We start from the raw sequence: 19,300 nt of genomic DNA on the forward strand, positions 1-19,300 counted from the left end.
TTGCAAATAAGGCAAAGGTAGAATAAAAGCCCATAAAAGCAAAAAGCCGCCGTTTATAGGTGGCTTTTTGCTTTTATGAATTTAATTATCAGGAAGAAATCTTAATTGTGCCGCCTGTCTTAGCAGCCTGATAAATGGCTTCTACTACTCTGATGTCTCTCAGACCTTCTTCGCCCGGGGCTATCAGTTTAGTGCCATTCATGAGCGCGAGGCAGTCTTCGTCCAGTTGTTTGGCCTGCTGGCTTTTAAGAGGGTAATCAATCACTCCACCTGAATGACTGCCTTTATTGCCGCTGTAAGAAGAGAACGGCTCCATCTTCAGCCAGCCTTTCTCATAATTTACCTGCAGGTAGTTCATATTGATGCCAAAACTGGTATGACAAGCCGCTACAGCCCCACTCGGGAACTGCAATTGAAACAACATGGTTTCTTCCACTTCTTTATAGATTTCGGGACGGTGCACAAGGGCCTGAGCCGATACACTGATGGGTTCTTCACCGGTGGCCAGTCGTGCTCCTTGCAGGGCATAAACGCCCATGTCCGGCATACAGCCTCCACCCAAGGCTTTTTGTTGTTTCCAGTGAGTAGTGCGATTGTCTACGTATCCTGCACCACAGGTAATCATTCTTGGTTTACCATAGATTTTCTCGCGACCAATGCGCATGTACTCTTGTGTGTTGGAGTCATGCTGGCAACGGTAGCCGATGGCCAGACTCACCTTATTGTCCTGACAAGCCTTTATCATAGCCAGGCAATCGCTTACACTGGTGGCCATAGGCTTTTCGCAAAATACATGTTTGCCTGCTTTGGCAGCACGCACTACGTATTCGCGGTGCATGCTCGGCGGCAACACTACATAGACTACATCTATATCAGGATTATTGGCAATTGAATCGAAGTTCTGGTAATTATAGATGTTTTTATCAGGAATATTGTATTTCTTTTTCCATTGTTCGGCTTTAGCCGGAGTTCCCGTTACGATACCGGCCAGATAGCATTTGTCGGTTATCTGCAACGCAGGCGCCAACAGGTCGGTGCTGTAATAGCCCAAGCCAACCAGTGCAATACCCAGCTTGTCTTTCTTTTTGGCCAGACCAGCCAGTAAGCTATGCGGTGAAAACAAAGTAGCTGCGCCACCCACTGCTAAAGATTTGATTGCGTCTCGACGGGTAAACATAGTTTTTGAGCGTTAAGATGAATACTTATAATTTAATAGCTGACACAGCAGCCTGAGAACTCCTGTGCCTTAATATCTATCATAAAATCTTCTGATCCTGTTGGTCACCTGATCATAAATAGGTTTGGTAAATTCAATAAACAATTGCTGGGGTGGGGGTGGAAGCATCTCCCGACGGTCGGCCAATGCTCTATCTGCTGCATTCAATGCTCTTTCATCACCATTATAAGTGCCCCATTCGTTTACCCAGTTATATTCTCCCGGAATCTCCTCTTTTAGCAATACCCTGTTAGTCTGTAAATCGAATATTTCTAATGCCAGCAACCCTCTGGAACGAACCACCTTGCGCGAACGGGTCAGTTGAGCTTTTACTTTGCCATATACCGGTACTTTTTTACCGTCGATGATGACTTCGCCGGTTTTTACACTGTCTTTGCTGGTTACGGTCACCCGGTCATTGGTTACATTCGTTTCACCTACTACAAAATCTATAAATTCTAGTCTTACTACCTGATCAAATCTTAGTTTGACCTGTTTCGCTTCTTCCGGTGAATAGAATCGGACAAACTTATTCATCCGGCGGTTGGTGCGTACAAACTCCTCAATTCTATCCTGAAAGTATTCGTTACTGTATTGATACAAGCGAGAGTTAATTCTGGGTTGCTCAAGCACTACATGATACGAGGCCGTATACAGGGCATCGTCCATCCGTTGCAATACATCTTTGAAATTGGGTGCAAAAGTGGTGATATGTTCTAAATGATTATATGCTGCTTTAGCGGCCTCGCGATTTAGCGGGCGGGTATTCAATAAATCTATGGCCAGCGCATAGCGCTCATTGGCTGCGTTTTCGCGAACATTGGCCTCTTCACTGAAATAACTTTGAGGGGTTACCAATCGGCGGCAGGCGGTGCAGCGGTCAATGGCTTTTTGCATGTCATTAAGCCTGATGTAATAGTTCAGCACTGTCTCCCAGCGGAATTGCTGATTGGCTAAGCGGGTACGTTCAATGTCTCGTAAAAGCTCATTTTGGGCATTCCGGTAGGCTTCTGGTAATACGGCCGATGCCTTACTGTTGTCGGAGTCTTTTAATAGTTTTTCAGTAGATTGAAGCACAGCTTCGTAGTAATTGCCCTGTTCGAGTGCTTTGGTGCCGCTTCTGGAACAGGAAATGAGTGCAAAAAAGATAAGGGCTGTGAATAGATAAATAATAGTTTTCATTAAAAGTCTGATAGTTCGTAGGCATTTATAATTGGTCTGCAATATACTATTTTTCTCAGGTTTAAGGGAATGGCATGCCCTAAAACAAAAAAAACGCGATGCATGAAAATCACGCATCCCGTCTGACTTTATTGTGTTTTGTTTTTAGTTTTTCAAATCTGCCAGTGTCTGAGACTTAATCTTCTCCTGTAGTTTCAGTATCCCACCAATCAGTGCCTCGGGACGAGGCGGACAGCCGGGTACATAGATATCTACCGGAATGATCCTATCAACGCCTTTCACTACATGATAACCGTGCTCCCAATACGGGCCACCACAATTGGAGCAGCTACCCATTGAGATAACATATTTCGGGTCGGGCATTTGTTCATACAAACGGCTGATTCTGTCAGCCATTTTAAATGTCACCGTGCCTGAAATAATCATGAGGTCAGACTGACGGGGAGAGTTACGGGGGAATACCCCAAAACGCTCTAAATCATAACTGGAGGCATAAGTGGCCATCATTTCGATAGCGCAGCAGGCCAGGCCAAAACCCATAGGCCATATTGAATTGGCTCTTGCCCAGTTAGCCATTTCATCAAGCGAAGTAAGAATTACCTCACTTTCGCCGGTTTTAATATGTACGTCTTTTTCGAGTGAGTCGAAATTCATTTTTCTTCGTACTTTTTATTCACTGATTCGTACATACTCATCGGAATCTTGCTGTTAACGTGCGGCTCTTTTATTTCCGGCCTTACCCACTCCAGGTGTCCTTTTGCCCATACGTAGGCAAGCCCCAAGGCCAGCACGGCAACGAATATAATCATTTCAACCAGAGTAAACCAACCCCATTGGCCATTGGTTTGTTCAATCAGTTCTTTGTTGCCGAACACAGTAGCCCATGGAAACAGAAAAACCAGCTCGACATCAAACAGAATGAAGATTAATGCTACTACATAGTATCTGACATTGAAACGTATATTGGCATTGCCGACAGGGTCTTCGCCCGACTCGTAAGTGGTTAGTTTTTCAACCGTCGGCTTTTTAGGGCGGAGCAACCACGAAATACCAAACACCATCATCAGAGCCAATGCTGCAAATATAAATGCCAGTAAGACTATTCCGAAATCAGAAAGCATGTTATTGGTTTTCCAGTTCGCGGTAGGCAAGAATACCTCCCAGAACATTGTGTACATCTTCAAACCCCTGTGCAATCAGGAATGCCTTGGCTTTACCGCTACGGGCACCGCTGCGGCAGTGTAAATATATAGGTTGGCCTTTCAGGCTTTCCAGTTCATCTATTCGTTCCGATATTTCACCTAATGGAATCAGTTTTGCACCCAGGTTATCGTCTTCGTATTCGTAGTCTTCACGTACATCAATCAGATTGATGGCTTGGTTGCCTTCGAGCAATTCTTTCAGTTGCTCAGCTGTAATGTCATAATTCTTGTCCATTAGTCAGTCTTTTTTCGAATTGTACAAAATTAAGTATAGTAGTTTAAAGCAAAACTACAATTGTACGAATTAAATTCTTTTGTCGACGTAAAAGTTTATAAAATATACATCAGCATAATAAAACAGGCCGGTAAATATTACAGGCCTGTGGTATAAAAGAAATTTCTATGTATCCTGATAGGTTCAGTACATACCAGATTGCGTATCAGTTATTGCCTGCGTTAGGATCGAGCCCCGCTACATCTACATCAATTACATCTCCGATACGGATTTTATTTCCCTCAGTGCCAGGCCTTTGTTTCACAATGGTGCCATCAGCAGCGCCGTCTACAGGCCCCACGTAATGGATCGTCAGGGTCAGGTTCTGACCCGAGGTCAGTATTTCAGCTTCATCGGCCGCCATGCCAATCAGGTTGGGAACCTCAATCATCTGGTCGCCAAGGCCATCGCCCAGCACCAGCACCACCTTAGAGCCTTTTGGTACAGGGTCTCCCGGTTTTATTTCCCGCCCGTCAACTTTGATTTTCAAAACCGAATTAGCTTCCAGTGCCGCTATGTATTCCGGATTGCCCGCCACCAGACCATTGCTGAGTAGCTGGTTTTTGGCACTTGACAATGAACGACCGAGGATATCCGGTATTTTTACCATCGGTACCGTTTCTGATACAATGGTAAGGTATATTTTCCGGCCTTCTTTGACACTTGACCCTGCTTTCGGAAACTGCGTGAGTATGGAAAGAGGTCTCGCTCCGGCTACAAACGTGCAATCACTCACCTCGTAGTCAAGGTCGCGGTCGTCAAGTGCTTTTTCCATTTCTTCCAGGGTCATACCTTTCAGTTCGGGAACAGTAATAGACTGCCCGTGATTGGTGCTCCAGGGAAGATAAATAAAGAAGAAGCTGAAGAAAAATATCAGAAAAATTGCAATAATGATACCGATATGTGTGAAAATGTCCGCGCGCGAACTCGTACTAAATTTTGCCATTTGTATAGGTTTGTATTCAGCGTTCTACTTCTGAAACAGGTTGCTCTTTATAGAATCAATGCAAAAAAAACGGATTTATTGAAAATTACAAAGACTTTTTATTTTATGCCGCCGGTCCAGTGTTTAAGAGGCTTTTGTAATAACAGCATAACTGCACCTACCACCAGGCAGAACCAGACAATGCTCATAAACATTTGGGGCATTTGTTGTATGTTCTCTTCATCGAAACCACCTGCAAACAGACCAGCAAACAAGTTGCCAAGAGCGGTTGCCACAAACCAGATACCCATTAACTGACTCAAAAACTGCTTGGGAGCCAGCTTGGTGTAGGCGCTTAGTCCTACTGGGCTTAAGCAAAGCTCACCAATTGTATGAAATATATAAGTAAAGGTAAGTATAAATGCAGAGGCTTTCATGCCGGTAACGGCAACTTTAGCGCCTATTACCATTACATAATAACCCACTGCAACAAGGAAAAGAGCAATGGCAAATTTTACCAACAAAGGTGGATTGGCTTTGCGTTTTTCAAGAAAGACCCAGATACCCCCTACCATTGGAGCAAAAAGTAATATAAAAAAGGCATTGTAATTCTGAAACCAGCTTGAGGGCATCCCGAATGGTAATTCGGAATGGCGATCGGCAAAAATCTGTAAAGAAGAACCCTGTTGCTCAAAGCCCGCCCAGAACAATACCGCTCCCCAGAAAAGAATAAAAAGAATAACTACTCTTTTCATTTCTATTTTGTTTAAGCCCGATGCAAACATCAGGTTGGCAAAATAGATTAACACAACTGCCACACAGATAATACCCATTGACGTGGCCACACCTTTTTTGCTGTCCCAGGCGAAAGTACCATATAACTGCATAGCTATAATAAACAGTACCAGTACACCTAACAGAATCCAGGTAAGAGGCTGAGTTTTAGCAGAGGCACCGGTTTCGGTATCTTTTTTTGCAACCTTAGGATAAAGGCCCTTTTCTTTTAGGTATTTTGTGGCAAATACACGGTAATTGACCAGCCCCAGAAACATGGCTACCGCCGCTGCCCCGAAACCATAATGCCAACCGACTTTCTGACCCAGATAGCCCACAATGGTAATACCTAAGAAAGACCCCAGGTTAATACCCATATAGAAGATAGAAAAGGCGGCATCGCGCACGGCGCCTCCTTCAGGGTATAACTCACTGACAATAGAACTGATGTTGGGTTTCAATAGACCGGTGCCAATGGCAACCAGCGCCAACCCCAGAAAAAACACGGGCTGAGAAGCCGGAAACGCTAACACAATGTGCCCGAGCATGATAGTGATACCGCCATACCATATCGCTTTTCTTTGACCTAAAACATTATCTGCAAGCCACCCGCCGGGTAGAGAGAGTAAATAAACCGAAAAAGTGTATAAACCATAAGTAGCACCACCTTCACCCTCGTTCAATCCTAAACCGCCACTGGTTTTATCTAATAAAAATAGCAGTAAGATGGCCCGCATTCCGTAATACGAAAAACGCTCCCACATTTCGGTAAAAAATAGTACAAACAGTCCCCGGGGATGTCCAAATAGTGTTTTTTCGTTCATAAGGTTTAGAGTTTAGATGAATAGATAACCGATGAATCGGACTTTAATAAACTGCAAATTTATGGTAAGTAACGCACAAGTTAGAAAAATTTATGTATTCAGAGGTAAAAAACTTCAATTCCGGCTTCATTTCACTCACTTTAATCGGTATGAAGTATCCTGCACATATGATAAATTGAATTATTCGAAGAAATAAACCGCCTATTGAATGGGTTTTTGTAATTATAGCGAAATTTCGCTATAATTACTTGTTTCGCATTAATGAAATATTTAGTTTTGTGTGTACTTATGCCATAAGAAGACAAAGAGGTGGTGAATGAGCCTGCCGGGATAGTGTGGATGAGTAAAGGCATAAGCAGATGTTTAAGGTTTAATTTTGCTTAGAATAAAAAAATAAGAAAGGCCCTACTTTTAGTGGGGCTATTTTTTTTGGCCGGTTGTATGTAATAACAGATAATTAATCTACTCATTAAAACTTTGCATCGCTGATGTTTGTATATTAGCATGGATATCTGCCACAGCAGATTTGACAAAAGGACTTCCGGACTGTTAACATATTCTAATTCTAAACTTTATTCTGACCATGATTAAATCTGTCATTGTTTTTCATGCCTTTTTACTGAGCATCTGGGCGCTGGTTTTTGTAAATAAACCAGAAGAAGCCGTGCCTGCTTCAGCAATTACGATTTGCCATACTGCTCCTGCCGACGGAATGAAGCAGTTTGCGCTTGACCCGGCTTTTCAGGCATTGCATCCTGCTCCGTTGCCTATCAATTATCAGGCTTCGGGTAATGATATCACGTTTAAAACTCCCGATGGCACAGACGCCCGCGGTTATTTTGTGAAGGCAAAAGGTAACAGCAACAAATGGTTGCTGGTGTATCAGGAATGGTGGGGACTGAACGATTACATTAAACGTCAGTCTGATACTTATTATAAAGATTTGGGTGAAGACGTAAACGTATTAGCACTGGATATGTACGACGGTAAAGCGACCAGTAATCCGCAGGAAGCAGGTAAACTGATGTCAGGAACGAGCGAAGCCCGTCTGGAATCTATTATGAAAGGGGGTATTGCTTTTGCCGGAAAAAATGCCCGTATTGCCAATGTCGGCTGGTGTTTTGGTGGTGGTCTGTCTTTGCAATCTGCACTTTTGGGTGGTAAACAAACCGTTGGTTCTGTCATGTACTATGGTATGCCGGTAAGAGACGTGGAAAGATTGAAAACGCTGAACAGCGATGTGCTGGGGTTGTTCGCTACAGAAACGCGTATATCGAAAGAAGTAATAGAAGAGTTTGCCGCCAACATGAAAACCGCAGGCAAAACCCTTACTTACAAAATATTTGACGGTGTGCATGGCTTTGCAAACCCGAGTAATCCTAAATATGATGAAGCCCTGGCCAAAGAAGCCTATGGCATGTCATTAGCCTATCTCAAAAAGAAATTTTAATATTACAGGCGGATTGATAAAGGTTTTTCAATTATCTTTCCGCCTTTTTACATCTTTACGACGCTAAAATATAATCACACTATGAAGTTATTTATTCCTGTTCTATTCATCATTATCGGAATTTCATCTTTTGTTACAATCAGTACTACTTCAAAGAAAGACACACAAGCCATTGCCTGGAAAGATACCCTGATGGCCGACCGCGAGAAGTATCTCAAGGCTTTTAAAGATTCGATCAGAGGTAAAGAAAATGTAGCTGCTGATTCTGTATTCAGGAACATTAAAACACTGAAAGGTAAGTCGGCAGAGCAGGTACTAAGTATCATGAATAGCTGGGGGCATGCATTGGGTGTAACCTGTAAGTTTTGCCATGACATGAACGATTTTGCCTCTGAAAAACCACGCCATTTTAACCAGACCCGCGAAATGGTTGACATGACAAACCGCCTGAACAGGGAAATACTGGCAAGTCTTAAAACTTTCCGTCAACCTGTGGTGATGGGCTGCATTTCATGCCATAACGAAATGAAAGAACCCCCTCATGACGGGCCAAGAGTACAGGGTAACGGTGCGCGCCCGCGTCCCGGAAATTAATCTGAATAAACACCGAGGCAACCTGTCTCACCCATCATATCTCCCTTTCCGATTTCGGATGGGGAGTTTTTTTTGCTACAGTACTTATGTTTTCCATAATTACTGCAGGATATAAACAGGATATAAAAAAGAATTGTCACGTTAAAAAGTGTTCCGATTTGTACAATTCAAACTGAAAACTATGACCTATATTTGTAAAAATATCATACGATATGATTTATCGGGAATACGTACCAGCTGATGCCCTGAAACCATTTATACTTTCTTATTATCAGTTAGAAGTAAATGGAGAGCAGGAATACTCTGACACTGCCTTTGCCACAGGCTGTGTTGAAATGATGTTTAACATTGGTGATGGAATATGGCAAACCGGGAAAGACGGTGTATACCGGGTTAATCCTTCGTCCGAACTATGGGGACAAGTACTTGAACCGATTTCATTTAAAGCCAGTGGCCGCAACAATAAGATGTTTGGCGTACGGTTTTATCCGGAATCGGCCTCTTTGTTTTTGAACGACGACGTGTTTCATTTTAATAATCAGATATCGAGCCTGCACGAAGTATTAGGTAACGACATAGCCATGCTGCACGAAAGGCTATTTGAGGCTTCAACTGTAGAAGAAAAAATCTCCGTTTTTGATAAATTCTTTCTTAGCCGGTTATTAAAGAGTGAAAAACATATCAGCAAAACCCGCCTTATAAAATCAGCGTTGATGCAGATCAATCATAAAGAAGGCTATCTGAACCTTGAAGAAATGGCCTTCCGGTATGGTATTTCGTCAAGATACCTAAACAAACTGTTCGTCGAGAACACTGGTGTTTCTCCCAAACAATACCATCAGATCATCCGCTTTCAGCAAAGCCTGCAATTGCTTAATAAGGGTTTTGAATCACTCACGGATATTGCCTATCAATGTGGTTATTTCGACCAGTCGCACTTTATTAAAGAATTTAAGAAGTTTACGCACACACTTCCTTCCGATTTCAGCCTGATTAACAATACAGCTATTTTGGCGTCTCCTATCAAATAATTTCTAATCAGTTCCTTTTTATACAATTTTCAGAAAAGTTATCGTCAGAAATTTGCATAGTCAATTTAAAACTAAGCACAAATTCAAGATGAAACCTTTTATTTTTTGTTTTTTGATACTGTTTGTATCAAAAGGCACCCTCTCTCAGAGAACAGCTGAACTGAATCCTGAAAAAAACATCGGAGCCAGAAACAGCGAATTCAGCAAAACTATTGAACAACAAAACTTACAGCAACTCGCCGGCTTTTATACCGGTGATTGCTGGATTATGCTTCCGAATGCGCGCATCTTATGCGGCCCTGAAGCTGTTGCGGACTATGCCGTTTATCTCAAAAAAAACACCAGACTTAAGACAGAGAGATTCATCAGCATTGATGTCTTTAGTAATGAAAAAGACTGGCTGACGGAGGTTGGCTTTTATCATTGGCTGGACGACCATGGTAGCACATTTGACGACGGAAAATATATGATATTATGGAAAAACGAAGGTGGGGTCTGGAAAAGGCATCGCGAGATTTTCAATAGTAGTCGTGCATCAGGAAAATAATCAATTGTAAAAACGTAATACTAAAAATCATGAAAAAATTAAGCACCATCATTCTTTTAGGAATATCCGTAGCATCGGCTGCACAAAACAAAAAAAACGATTTGCTGGAAGAAGCAAAGCAGCAGATATCTGCCAGCAATGCTGTTTACTTTGATGCTTTTGTAAAAAACGATGCTTCGGTTTTTACAGCGCGTTACGCCGACGATGCCTGTATCATGGCACCATTTGCGCCCAAGGCATGTGGTAAGGAAAACGTAGAAAAATTTTTCAGGGAAGCGTACGATAACATTGGATTAAGAAACGGCAAATTCATAACTACGGCCATTTATAATAACGGAGGAAATTACGTAACAGAAGAGGGCCTGTGGCAATCTTTTGATGCAAACGGGAAACTTTTTGACGACGGTAAATTTCTGGTATTGTGGAAGAAAACAGCAAAAGGCTGGAAAATGTACCGGGATTCGTTCAGCAGTAATCGTAAAAACTAGAAAACAACTTATTCAGAGCTTCTGTCTTTCATGCCGTCTGAACCGATTTTTAATTGAAAATCTGTTCAGAACTTACATTAACCGCATCAATTACTCTCAATATCGGGCAGTTTGCAGTGGTCGGTGAAAACGACCTCGAAACAAAAGCATTACTGTTCAAAATACAGATTCATTTTATCATTATTTATAATTGTATGAATACTATGCCATATTCAAAAAGCATTGTAGTAGCTACTGCTTTGCTTGGATTTTTATCTGATACCGCAGCACAAGAGATATTCTCCCCGGTAAAAAACAAGGTTGAGATTGAAGCTACGGCTATCAGCACGAGCCTGGAAATAGATGGATTTATCAACGAAGCAGAATGGAGCAAAGCGCATATTATTGATAACTTTATACAGGCAGACCCACACCAGGGCAAAGCGGCTTTAAGAAGAACAGTAACGCGCCTGTTATATAATAAGAAATACTTATATGTTTCGGCCGTATGCTATGATAATACAGGAAGAGATAATTTTCGGGTAATTAATATGCGCCGGGATTATCGCGCCAGTCAGAACGATTTTTTTGCTTTGGCTATTGACGGATACAACGACGAGAGGAATTGTGCCATGTTTATGCTCAATCCTTATGGCGCACAGAGAGATTTACTTTCGTTTGATGATAATTATTATGAACCGGATTGGGACGGCCTCTGGATAGGACGGACCCAACGCAGCGATTCGGCATGGACAGCTGAATTTGCCATACCCTGGAAAACCCTGCGCTATAAAGAAGGAACTGATTCTTTGCAAACATGGGGTATCAGCTTTGCACGGCTGGCGAGGTCAATTAATGAAACTTCCTATTTTCCTGAATTCCCCCGGGCATACGGTGGTCTGCGCATGCCCTATGCGGCCAAGCTGGTAAACCTGCCTGCACCGAAGCCGTCTTTAAATCTGAGAGTACAGCCTTATGTACTGTATTCGTATGCCAAAAATGAAGGGGGCCTAACAAATAAGCGTACTGAAAGCACCATAAAACCGGGTGGTGAAATAAAGTGGGCAATTAATACAAATACATTGCTGGATCTGACGTTTAACACTGATTTTGCTCAGGCCGATGCCGATCGGAAAGTAATCAATACGAATCGTTTTTCAATGTTTTTTCCGGAGAGGAGACAGTTCTTTCTGGAAAACTCAGGTGTTTTTGCCGTAGGAGTAGAACCCCAGGCAAATGACTTTTCAGATTTTTCTGCAAGAATTCAGCCTTTTTTCAGTCGCGCTATTGGTCTTGATGCTAATGGTAGTCCGTTAAATATAGTAGCAGGCGGCAGGTTGGTGTACCGTTCCGAGAATCGTAATTATGGTGGACTTTTCATCAGACAGGAAGGAAACGCCCATACAAGTGCAGCCAATTTTTTTGTGGGCAGGTATTCTCAGAATATAGGCAGATATAACCGGATTGGAGCTTTGGTATCATACAAAAATCAGGATGCTGAGGGTACTGTAGATAACCTGACTTATACAATTGATGGCTTAGTGAGAGTAAAGCAAAGTTTAGCTTTGAACTACATGCTGTCGGGCACTTATACTGAAAGCGGTAAAAGTGGTGTTGCGGGAGCCATGCAGATGAGTTATCGGACAAATCAGTGGTCGATATGGTGGAACGAGTCGCTGATTAATAAGAACTACGCTCCAGCAGTGGGATTCGTGGCAAGAGAAAACACAATTGTGTCAGAGGCCGGGCTTTCCCGGCAGTTTCGAGGGGCCTTGCTTCCAGAATATATCCGGGCTTATGTGCCGGGTTTTTCATGGAGCACTTATCATAATGCCACAAACTTGTTGCTGACAGACAGGTATATCAATGTTTCACCGATTAGCTTTCAATTTCAGAATGGCGGCGGTTTTTCATGGAACTGGATATTCTTTAAACAGAATCTTGAAAGCAACACAACCCTGCTAAGCAGCAATATTGCTAAAGGAGTTTATTATTATAACCGGCATAGACTTACATATAGTACCGACCCTTCGAAAAAGGTCTCGTTCAGTGCAAGTGGCAATGTGGGCGAGTATTATAACGGGCGCTATAACGCCATAGCTACTGGTATCACGATAGCGCCGATACCTTATATTTATTTTTCAGCCAATACAGAGTTTGGAAAAACGAATCATTTAGGCGAAGCGAACGACTCCGGAAGTATAAACCTTTATAGTATTGAGAGCCGCCTGGCCATTAACCCGCGCGTTCAATTGAGCAGCCTTTTTCAAAAAACGAGTATCAACAGCGCTGTGGGGTGGAACATCCGCTTTTCGTGGGAAGTTAAGCCGCTTTCATATCTGTATCTTGTATTTAATACCAATACGGTTAATGAATGGACAAAACAGATAGACCAGGCTTTTATTTCAAAGATTTCATATCTGAAACAGTTTTAAGCTATTGCAGATTAAGCATAGGTTTAACTGACTAGTTGATGGGAGCGATAAACACTGACTAGGTGGCTGGTTCAATTTTTTCGAATAGGTGTAAAAAAACTACACGAATAGTTTTGAAACTAAAATTTTAGTTATATATTTGTTTGGATTTAAGACCGATAACAAATTCATTTTAATCAAAGAAATAATGGAACTCAGAGAATTGACCCGTGCGGAAGAGGAAGTAATGCAAATATTATGGAATCGCGAACCCGCCTTTGTAAAAGATATTCTGGAAGAATTTCCTGAGCCCCGCCCCGCCTATAATACGGTTTCTACGATTGTCCGTATTCTGGAGCAGAAAGGTTTTATAGGGCATAAAGCCTATGGCAAAACACATGAGTATTACTCACTGGTGAGTAAAGAAGAATACAAGTCTTTTGCCACCGGAAAACTAATGGAAGGTTATTTTGAAAATTCAGTAGAAGAGATGTTCTCGTTTTTTGTGAGAGAAAAGAAAATAGATGTGAAAGAGGCAGATGAGATTCTGAGATTAATTGAAAGAATGAAAAAGCAATAGTAAGCACCCGGATAACAGGTGTATTTTAAAAGTGCAGGTAAGTTTAAACAGGTATTGTTCATGAATAACTTTTAACGTATCAGTTATATGAGTGTACTAATCTACCTTCTGAAAGTCAATCTTGCATTGGCTATTTTCTATGCTTTTTATTGGGTTTTTCTTCGTAGAAATACCTTTTTCCATGCGAACCGTTTTTATCTGTTGCTTTCGGTGGTGGTATCTTTTTTAATGCCGTTTCTGAAAGTAAGGCATAATTATACATTTAAACAGCCGCTTCCGCAGACTTTAAATGAATTGCCGATTGAGTCTATTAAAAGCGTTGTTTTTAAACCTGTTTTGTCTGAAACACCTGCTTTAACCTTTCATTGGGTAGACGTACTGTCGGCCATTTATATGGTCGGTGTAACGTTTTTTGCCATCAGATTCATTACTGCACTGGTAAGGGTGTATGTACTATTACGGGAAAGCGAACCAATCGGAAAACCGGAAACCCGCAGCGGTCGCGATTACTGGTTGTTACGAACCAACAAGGCGTTTTCATCCTATTCATTTTTCAATTTTCTGATTCTGAACAAGGAAGATATTTTTTATAACCGCAGTATCATTACTGACCATGAAGAGGTGCATATCAGCCAGGGGCATAGCTGGGATATATTCCTGATTGAACTCGTACACATCTTTTGCTGGTTTAATCCGCTGCTGGTTCATTATAAAAAATCGCTGAGAAAGCTGCATGAATTTCTTGCCGACAGTATTGTGGAGGGTGATGAAAAAGTACCATACGCAGAGTTTCTGTTCGAATACAATTTCAGAATGAATGCCAGCAGCCTGAGTAATAATTTTTTCAAGGATTCAATGCTGAAAGAGCGGATTCAGATGATGATGCAAAAGCGGAGCCCTCTCTGGATGATAGGTAAATATGTATTCATAGTACCGGTGATCGTATGCCTGGCTTATTTTGTAGTGGCGCAGGATGTAAGACGGGTAAAAGACATTGAATTGATACCGGCCGAGTTTAAAGGTGGCATCAGTGCGTTTCAAACTTACTTTGCATCAAAGTTTGACTATCCGGAGGGAAAACAACTGAAAGGAGATGTATATGCCACATTTACGGTAGATAAAGTGGGGAAAATATCAAATGTAAAGCTGGATAAAGGAATCAGGGCAGACTATAATGGCCGTGTAGCTGACGTACTGATGTCAATGCCGGATTGGATACCTGCCGTAAAAAGAAAACAGGTAGTGGAGTCGACAGTTTTTATGAAAATTACTCTTGGCAAGCCGTATGGAATTATCGCCAGCCTCAGCAATGAAGAACTGACTTTCAGAGGAGTGATTGTCATTGATAACGAGGTGAAAAATTATGAAAAGAAATTGTATTATGAAGATTACGCCAACCTGCTGGATAAGTACGAACAAAAGAATAATACTTCTACCTATGTGAGGCTTACAGGCAAAAATCAGAATCTGGTTGATAAGTATAATTTACAGGCTGTGAACGGAGTGGATTTCTGGATGTTCGAAAAACAAATGCTTGTGGTATATAACGGCAAGGAAATGACAGATATAAAAGGAGGCGCCACGTCGCTCAGAGTAGATGACTCAAAAGTTGAGGTATTATCGCCGGAAACAGCATTGGCAAAGTATGGTGAAAAAGCCAGAGATGGCGCACTTATAATTACTGACAATTACTAACAAATGTTCAATTAAACTTAAAACAATTATGAAAAAGCTATTTTTTATTTTAATGCTTGGTGTATTTTCTTCCACGAGCCTGTATGCACAGAAAGAAAAGAAAGCGCCGCTTGAACAGGTTGATGAAACGCCCGAGTTTCCGGGTGGTATGAAAGCCCTGTTTGAGTTTGTTGGTACAAACCTTAAATATCCGAAAGTAGCTCGCGACAAGAATATTCAGGGTAAAGTACTTATTAAATTAACTGTAGAGGAAGACGGTAGTATCAGCGAAACGGCCATTATGGAAAGTTTAGGCTATGGTTGCGACGAGGAAGTGACAAGGGTTGTGAAAGCTATGCCTAAGTGGATTCCCGGTCGTAAAGACAACCAGATTGTACGTGCCACTATGGTATTGCCGGTTAAGTTTGCTTTAGGAGGAAAAACATCAAAATAATGGATTTTTTATTTTATCTGGTTCAGGTTAATCTGTACTTAATTCTATTTTACGGTTTTTATCGCCTTGTACTTTTTGGCGAAACGTTTCATAACCTGAACCGGGTATACCTGGTCATGTCGGCACTGTTGTCGTTCGGTATTCCCTTATGGTACTCCGAATATGTTCAGTCATGGTTTATTACCAAAGAAATCAATTCGGTGTTTTATACTCTCTATGATCCTTCCATGGCGCTGATTCACCCGGCACGGGGCATTACCTTTACCTGGGCAGACATATTGAAGGGATTATACATGGTGGGTATCAGTATTTTCACCATACGTCTGCTGATTACCCTGCTGCAACTGGTAGTTGTATTGAGAAATAAGGACTTTGAAAAATTTACGGCCTTTTCGTTTTTCGGTTACAGTTTTGTTGATGAAACCCTGAAAAAGCGAGATACCATTCTGGCACATGAGCATGTGCACATGCAACAATTGCACTCGGCAGATGTGATGATTTTTGAAGTAATTGCTATTCTGAACTGGTTTAACCCGATAGTGTACCAGTATAAGAAGGATATCAAACACATACATGAGTTTATTGCCGACGAGATTGCCTCACAGAACGAATCATCAAAGGTTGACTACGCCATGTTGCTTTTTTCGCAGGAATTCGGCCTGCTGCCAGACCAGCTGACCAACCGTTTCTTTACGCATTCAACCTTAAAACGCCGTATTCAGATGCTTAGTAAACCGAAGTCAAACAAAATTATGCTTTTAAAGTATGGCTTGTCTGTGCCCTTATTTATACTGATGCTGGTGTTGTCGTCAGCCACTATTGCAAAAAATGAAGTTCTTGAGCTGGTGGAAGTTAATCTTTCTGGTCTTAAAAACAGTAGCGTAAGCTATAAGGAATCAGAAGCATATAATGCTGAGCAAGCAGTGACAGTGGTAGATACGGAGGATAAAACCATAACAGGTAGGGTAACTTCGGCAGAGGACGGAATCGCTTTACCGGGCGTTGACATTGAAGTAGTTGACATCAGCAGAGGGACTACTACCAATAAGAATGGTGAATTTAAAATGAATGCAACAGAAGAAGACAGACTGCGTTTCAGTTTCCCGGGTTTTGAATCGGTTATTGTGAAAGTGGGAGATAAGAACGTAATCAATGTGACATTGAAGATGAAAGAATCAAGCCGCATAGCTTTGGAAGAAGTGAAAGTGCAAGCCGTCAGAAGAACAGTATGGACAAATGACGAATTGGTTTTTGAATCGGTAGATGAGAATCCGGAGTATCCGGGTGGATTGAAGGAAATGTTCAGTTTTATTGCTGAAAATCTGAAATACCCTGTGGAAGCACAACGGAATAATATTTTCGGAAAAGTATTTGTGAAATTTGTGGTTAGAAAAGACGGCAGTATCAGTGACATGAAAGTTCTGAAAGGTATTGGTTATGGCTGTGATGAAGAAACCGTAAGGGTGATTTCGCAGATGCCCCGCTGGAAACCCGGAAAATACAAAGGAGAACCTGTCAATGTAATGTTTACTGTACCTGTCAACTTCGTAATAGAACCACAACCGCAGGAAAAAACCGGGTTTTATATTCCGGCCAAAGATTCTTCTCTAAAATTGAGGTTGAAAGGTTTAGGTGATGGAGATGACATTTTATATGTTCTTGACGGAAAAGAAGTAAAGAAAGAGGTGCTTGGCCGATTGGAACCGAAGAATATAGAGTCGATAAGTGTATTAAAAGACCAGCTGGCTGTTAACAGCTATGGCGATAGAGCTAAAGACGGAGCGATTGTTATTCACACAAAAGCTTTGGCAGAAATAAAAAAATAATAACTCAGAGCATTTCTTCTTTAGGATGCAGATGCTCCTGGTGTTTCCATAATTCCTGAAAAACAGTACTGTTCTCTTTCAGATGCTTGAATGTGCCTTCGTCTACCACACGGCCGTTTTGCAAAATATACACGTAGTCGAACCGGGTAAGTAGGTGCAGGCGGTGTAAAGTAGACAGAACAGCCTTGTCTTTGAATTCCTTAAACAGTTTGTTATAAATCTGCACTTCAGTTTTGGGGTCAACACTACTGGTTGGCTCGTCTAGTAGCACGATTTCGCTCAGACGAGCTGCCAGTACTCCCCTGGCCAGAGCCAGTCTTTGTTTTTGTCCGCCGGAAAGATTCACACCTTTTTCCTGAATGCTGGATTCCAACCCGCGGGGCAACTGGTGAATCACTTCTTTGAAATGTGCCGTTTCACTAACTTTCATGATTTCGTCTGCTTCAAAAGGCAGACCCAGCGTGATGTTGTATTCGATAGTATTCTCAAAAATCTCAGGCTCCTGCGGAAAAAGCGTAATGGTATCAGAAATGATGTCCAGAGAGTCATAGGCCTCACCATCAATAGAAACCTTCACATTCGGTTCGGCATCATATAAACCTCTCAAAAGCGCCAGTAAAGTACTTTTCCCACTTCCACTTTCACCGATAAAGGCAATCTTTTTGCCCCGCTCAATCATAATACTCAGGTTATGCAGGCTGTGAGCCGTTTTGGTCTCTTCATAAATAGCATTGTGTGAGAAATTAAGCCCTGAAATAGAAATCTTTTTCCAGTCTTGCGGCAAGGTTGTTTCTTCGTCCGGGCGGTGGTGCTGTTGATACGCTGCGCCTATGCTTCGGGCAGTTTGTACATCTGTATTATACTGCACAATGTTGGTATATTGCCAGGCCACATCATGAAAAACACTTGTAAACTGAATCACAAAGCCGAGTAGTGTAACCAGACCACCTATATAAAAAGGCTGGCCCGGCGTGTAATGCTGATAAACATACCCTACTGCAATAACACAGTAAATGAGTGTAACCAGCGTATCGGCTACAAACCATTTCCATTCGTTGATACGCACATTGCGCCGAAATGGTGGCAATACCTCTAACACTTTTTTCATAAGACTCGACTCCATCCTTTTCTCTAGCCGCAGCGTAATAACTGTGATGATGTTCGAGAGGCTGTCAAACAAGGTAGACGAAACCACGTGCTCTTTTTCGTTCGTTTCGTCAAGTGCTTTGATAAACGGTTTGTCGAATCTGAAAATAACCCAGATAGTGACAATGCCCATCAGAACACCAATGCCCCCAAACAAAGGCGAGAAATAGAGCATGGCTGCAAACGAGAATATAAATTTGAAAATGGCATGCAGAAACATGAATCCATCCTGAAAGAAGTGTTTCAGGGCGTCATAAGCCTTGCGGATCCGGTTAATGGTTGAACCGCTGTGGTTATCCTGATGCCAGCGGATGGGTAAATGGAGGGTTTGATGGTAGAGTTCGTCCAGAAAATTTCGGCTCAGGTTAAAAGCCAGGTCCCGTTCCATGATCCGGGCAGGGCCATGGAAACTCCATTCAAGCAGTTTCAGAAACAGAAACAATCCGGCATACATCAGCACATTACTCCATATCTGCGAACTGTCTTTCTGGATACTGTCTATAAACCAACCGTACAAGAGCGGATTAAGCGCCAGCACTATATTAGCCATTACAAACAGGCTGTAGATAAATACATATTTTTTCTTTTCCTGACGTGCATATCTCCAGGCGGTACTCAGGAGCGATATATAAGGATTACTCATAGGGTATTGCTGAAACTGATGTAAAGAACGGTAAATTTTACAAGTTATTGATGCAGGCACAATTATTATTGCATAAA

At 41.9% G+C, this 19,300-nt stretch carries 18 protein-coding genes; 10 read left to right on the plus strand and 8 right to left on the minus strand.

What is annotated here, in order from left to right:
- Window positions 1–88: 88 nt before the first annotated feature.
- The 7 genes from AC1RRY_RS15530 to AC1RRY_RS15560 form a co-directional block, all read right to left on the minus strand.
- Window positions 89–1,177: a Gfo/Idh/MocA family protein gene (locus tag AC1RRY_RS15530; RefSeq protein WP_492822981.1), complete on the minus strand. Its 1,089-nt coding sequence runs from the start codon at window positions 1,175–1,177 to the stop codon at window positions 89–91.
- A 69-nt stretch (window positions 1,178–1,246) separates the two neighbouring features.
- Window positions 1,247–2,398: a hypothetical protein gene (locus AC1RRY_RS15535; protein WP_492822979.1), complete on the minus strand. Its 1,152-nt coding sequence runs from the start codon at window positions 2,396–2,398 to the stop codon at window positions 1,247–1,249.
- A gap of 144 nt (window positions 2,399–2,542) precedes the next feature.
- Entirely contained in the window at window positions 2,543–3,052 is a 510-nt protein-coding gene (locus AC1RRY_RS15540) for an NADH-quinone oxidoreductase subunit B (protein WP_492822977.1), read from the minus strand.
- Window positions 3,049–3,519 carry an NADH-quinone oxidoreductase subunit A gene (locus tag AC1RRY_RS15545; protein WP_492822975.1) on the minus strand — a complete coding sequence of 157 codons (471 nt, stop codon included), beginning with the start codon at window positions 3,517–3,519 and terminating at the stop codon, window positions 3,049–3,051. The genes AC1RRY_RS15540 and AC1RRY_RS15545 overlap by 4 nt, the downstream gene beginning before the upstream one ends.
- 1 nt (window position 3,520) lies before the next feature.
- The gene (locus AC1RRY_RS15550; RefSeq protein WP_492822973.1) at window positions 3,521–3,835 is read right to left on the minus strand and encodes a rhodanese-like domain-containing protein; all 315 of its coding nucleotides are present in this window, start codon (window positions 3,833–3,835) and stop codon (window positions 3,521–3,523) included.
- A gap of 205 nt (window positions 3,836–4,040) precedes the next feature.
- The gene (locus AC1RRY_RS15555) at window positions 4,041–4,820 is read right to left on the minus strand and encodes a PASTA domain-containing protein (RefSeq protein WP_492822971.1); all 780 of its coding nucleotides are present in this window, start codon (window positions 4,818–4,820) and stop codon (window positions 4,041–4,043) included.
- A 98-nt stretch (window positions 4,821–4,918) separates the two neighbouring features.
- Window positions 4,919–6,397: a peptide MFS transporter gene (locus tag AC1RRY_RS15560; RefSeq protein ID WP_492822969.1), complete on the minus strand. Its 1,479-nt coding sequence runs from the start codon at window positions 6,395–6,397 to the stop codon at window positions 4,919–4,921.
- A gap of 583 nt (window positions 6,398–6,980) precedes the next feature.
- Between AC1RRY_RS15560 and AC1RRY_RS15565 the strand changes: the two genes are divergently transcribed.
- The 10 genes from AC1RRY_RS15565 to AC1RRY_RS15610 all read left to right on the plus strand — a co-directional run bounded on the left by AC1RRY_RS15565 (window position 6,981) and on the right by AC1RRY_RS15610 (window position 17,434).
- Window positions 6,981–7,847, plus strand: coding sequence for a dienelactone hydrolase family protein (locus AC1RRY_RS15565; protein ID WP_492822967.1), 867 nt, complete (start codon window positions 6,981–6,983; stop codon window positions 7,845–7,847).
- 81 nt (window positions 7,848–7,928) lie between these two features.
- Window positions 7,929–8,441: a photosynthetic reaction center cytochrome c subunit family protein gene (locus AC1RRY_RS15570; RefSeq protein WP_492822965.1), complete on the plus strand. Its 513-nt coding sequence runs from the start codon at window positions 7,929–7,931 to the stop codon at window positions 8,439–8,441.
- Window positions 8,442–8,653: 212 nt separating this feature from the next.
- Window positions 8,654–9,472: a helix-turn-helix domain-containing protein gene (locus tag AC1RRY_RS15575; protein WP_492822963.1), complete on the plus strand. Its 819-nt coding sequence runs from the start codon at window positions 8,654–8,656 to the stop codon at window positions 9,470–9,472.
- Between the two features lie 88 nt (window positions 9,473–9,560).
- Entirely contained in the window at window positions 9,561–10,019 is a 459-nt protein-coding gene (locus AC1RRY_RS15580) for a Cif family virulence factor (protein ID WP_492822961.1), read from the plus strand.
- A 29-nt stretch (window positions 10,020–10,048) separates the two neighbouring features.
- A complete protein-coding gene (locus AC1RRY_RS15585; protein WP_492822959.1) occupies window positions 10,049–10,507 on the plus strand; it encodes a YybH family protein in 459 nt (152 codons plus the stop codon).
- 53 nt (window positions 10,508–10,560) lie between these two features.
- A complete protein-coding gene (locus AC1RRY_RS15590; RefSeq protein ID WP_492822957.1) occupies window positions 10,561–12,921 on the plus strand; it encodes a carbohydrate binding family 9 domain-containing protein in 2,361 nt (786 codons plus the stop codon).
- A 187-nt stretch (window positions 12,922–13,108) separates the two neighbouring features.
- Entirely contained in the window at window positions 13,109–13,480 is a 372-nt protein-coding gene (locus AC1RRY_RS15595; protein ID WP_492822955.1) for a BlaI/MecI/CopY family transcriptional regulator, read from the plus strand.
- An 87-nt stretch (window positions 13,481–13,567) separates the two neighbouring features.
- A complete protein-coding gene (locus AC1RRY_RS15600) occupies window positions 13,568–15,175 on the plus strand; it encodes a M56 family metallopeptidase (RefSeq protein WP_492822953.1) in 1,608 nt (535 codons plus the stop codon).
- Between the two features lie 28 nt (window positions 15,176–15,203).
- Window positions 15,204–15,608, plus strand: a complete 405-nt coding sequence (locus AC1RRY_RS15605) for an energy transducer TonB (protein WP_492822951.1) — start codon at window positions 15,204–15,206, stop codon at window positions 15,606–15,608.
- Window positions 15,608–17,434, plus strand: a complete 1,827-nt coding sequence (locus tag AC1RRY_RS15610) for a TonB family protein (protein WP_492822949.1) — start codon at window positions 15,608–15,610, stop codon at window positions 17,432–17,434. The genes AC1RRY_RS15605 and AC1RRY_RS15610 overlap by 1 nt, the downstream gene beginning before the upstream one ends.
- Before the next feature lie 4 nt (window positions 17,435–17,438).
- Here AC1RRY_RS15610 and AC1RRY_RS15615 read toward each other — a convergent pair whose 3' ends face one another.
- Entirely contained in the window at window positions 17,439–19,223 is a 1,785-nt protein-coding gene (locus AC1RRY_RS15615) for an ABC transporter ATP-binding protein (RefSeq protein WP_492822947.1), read from the minus strand.
- Window positions 19,224–19,300 lie beyond the last annotated feature (77 nt).

The sequence above is a fragment of the Emticicia sp. GW821-FHT11C11 genome, assembly GCF_058808615.1.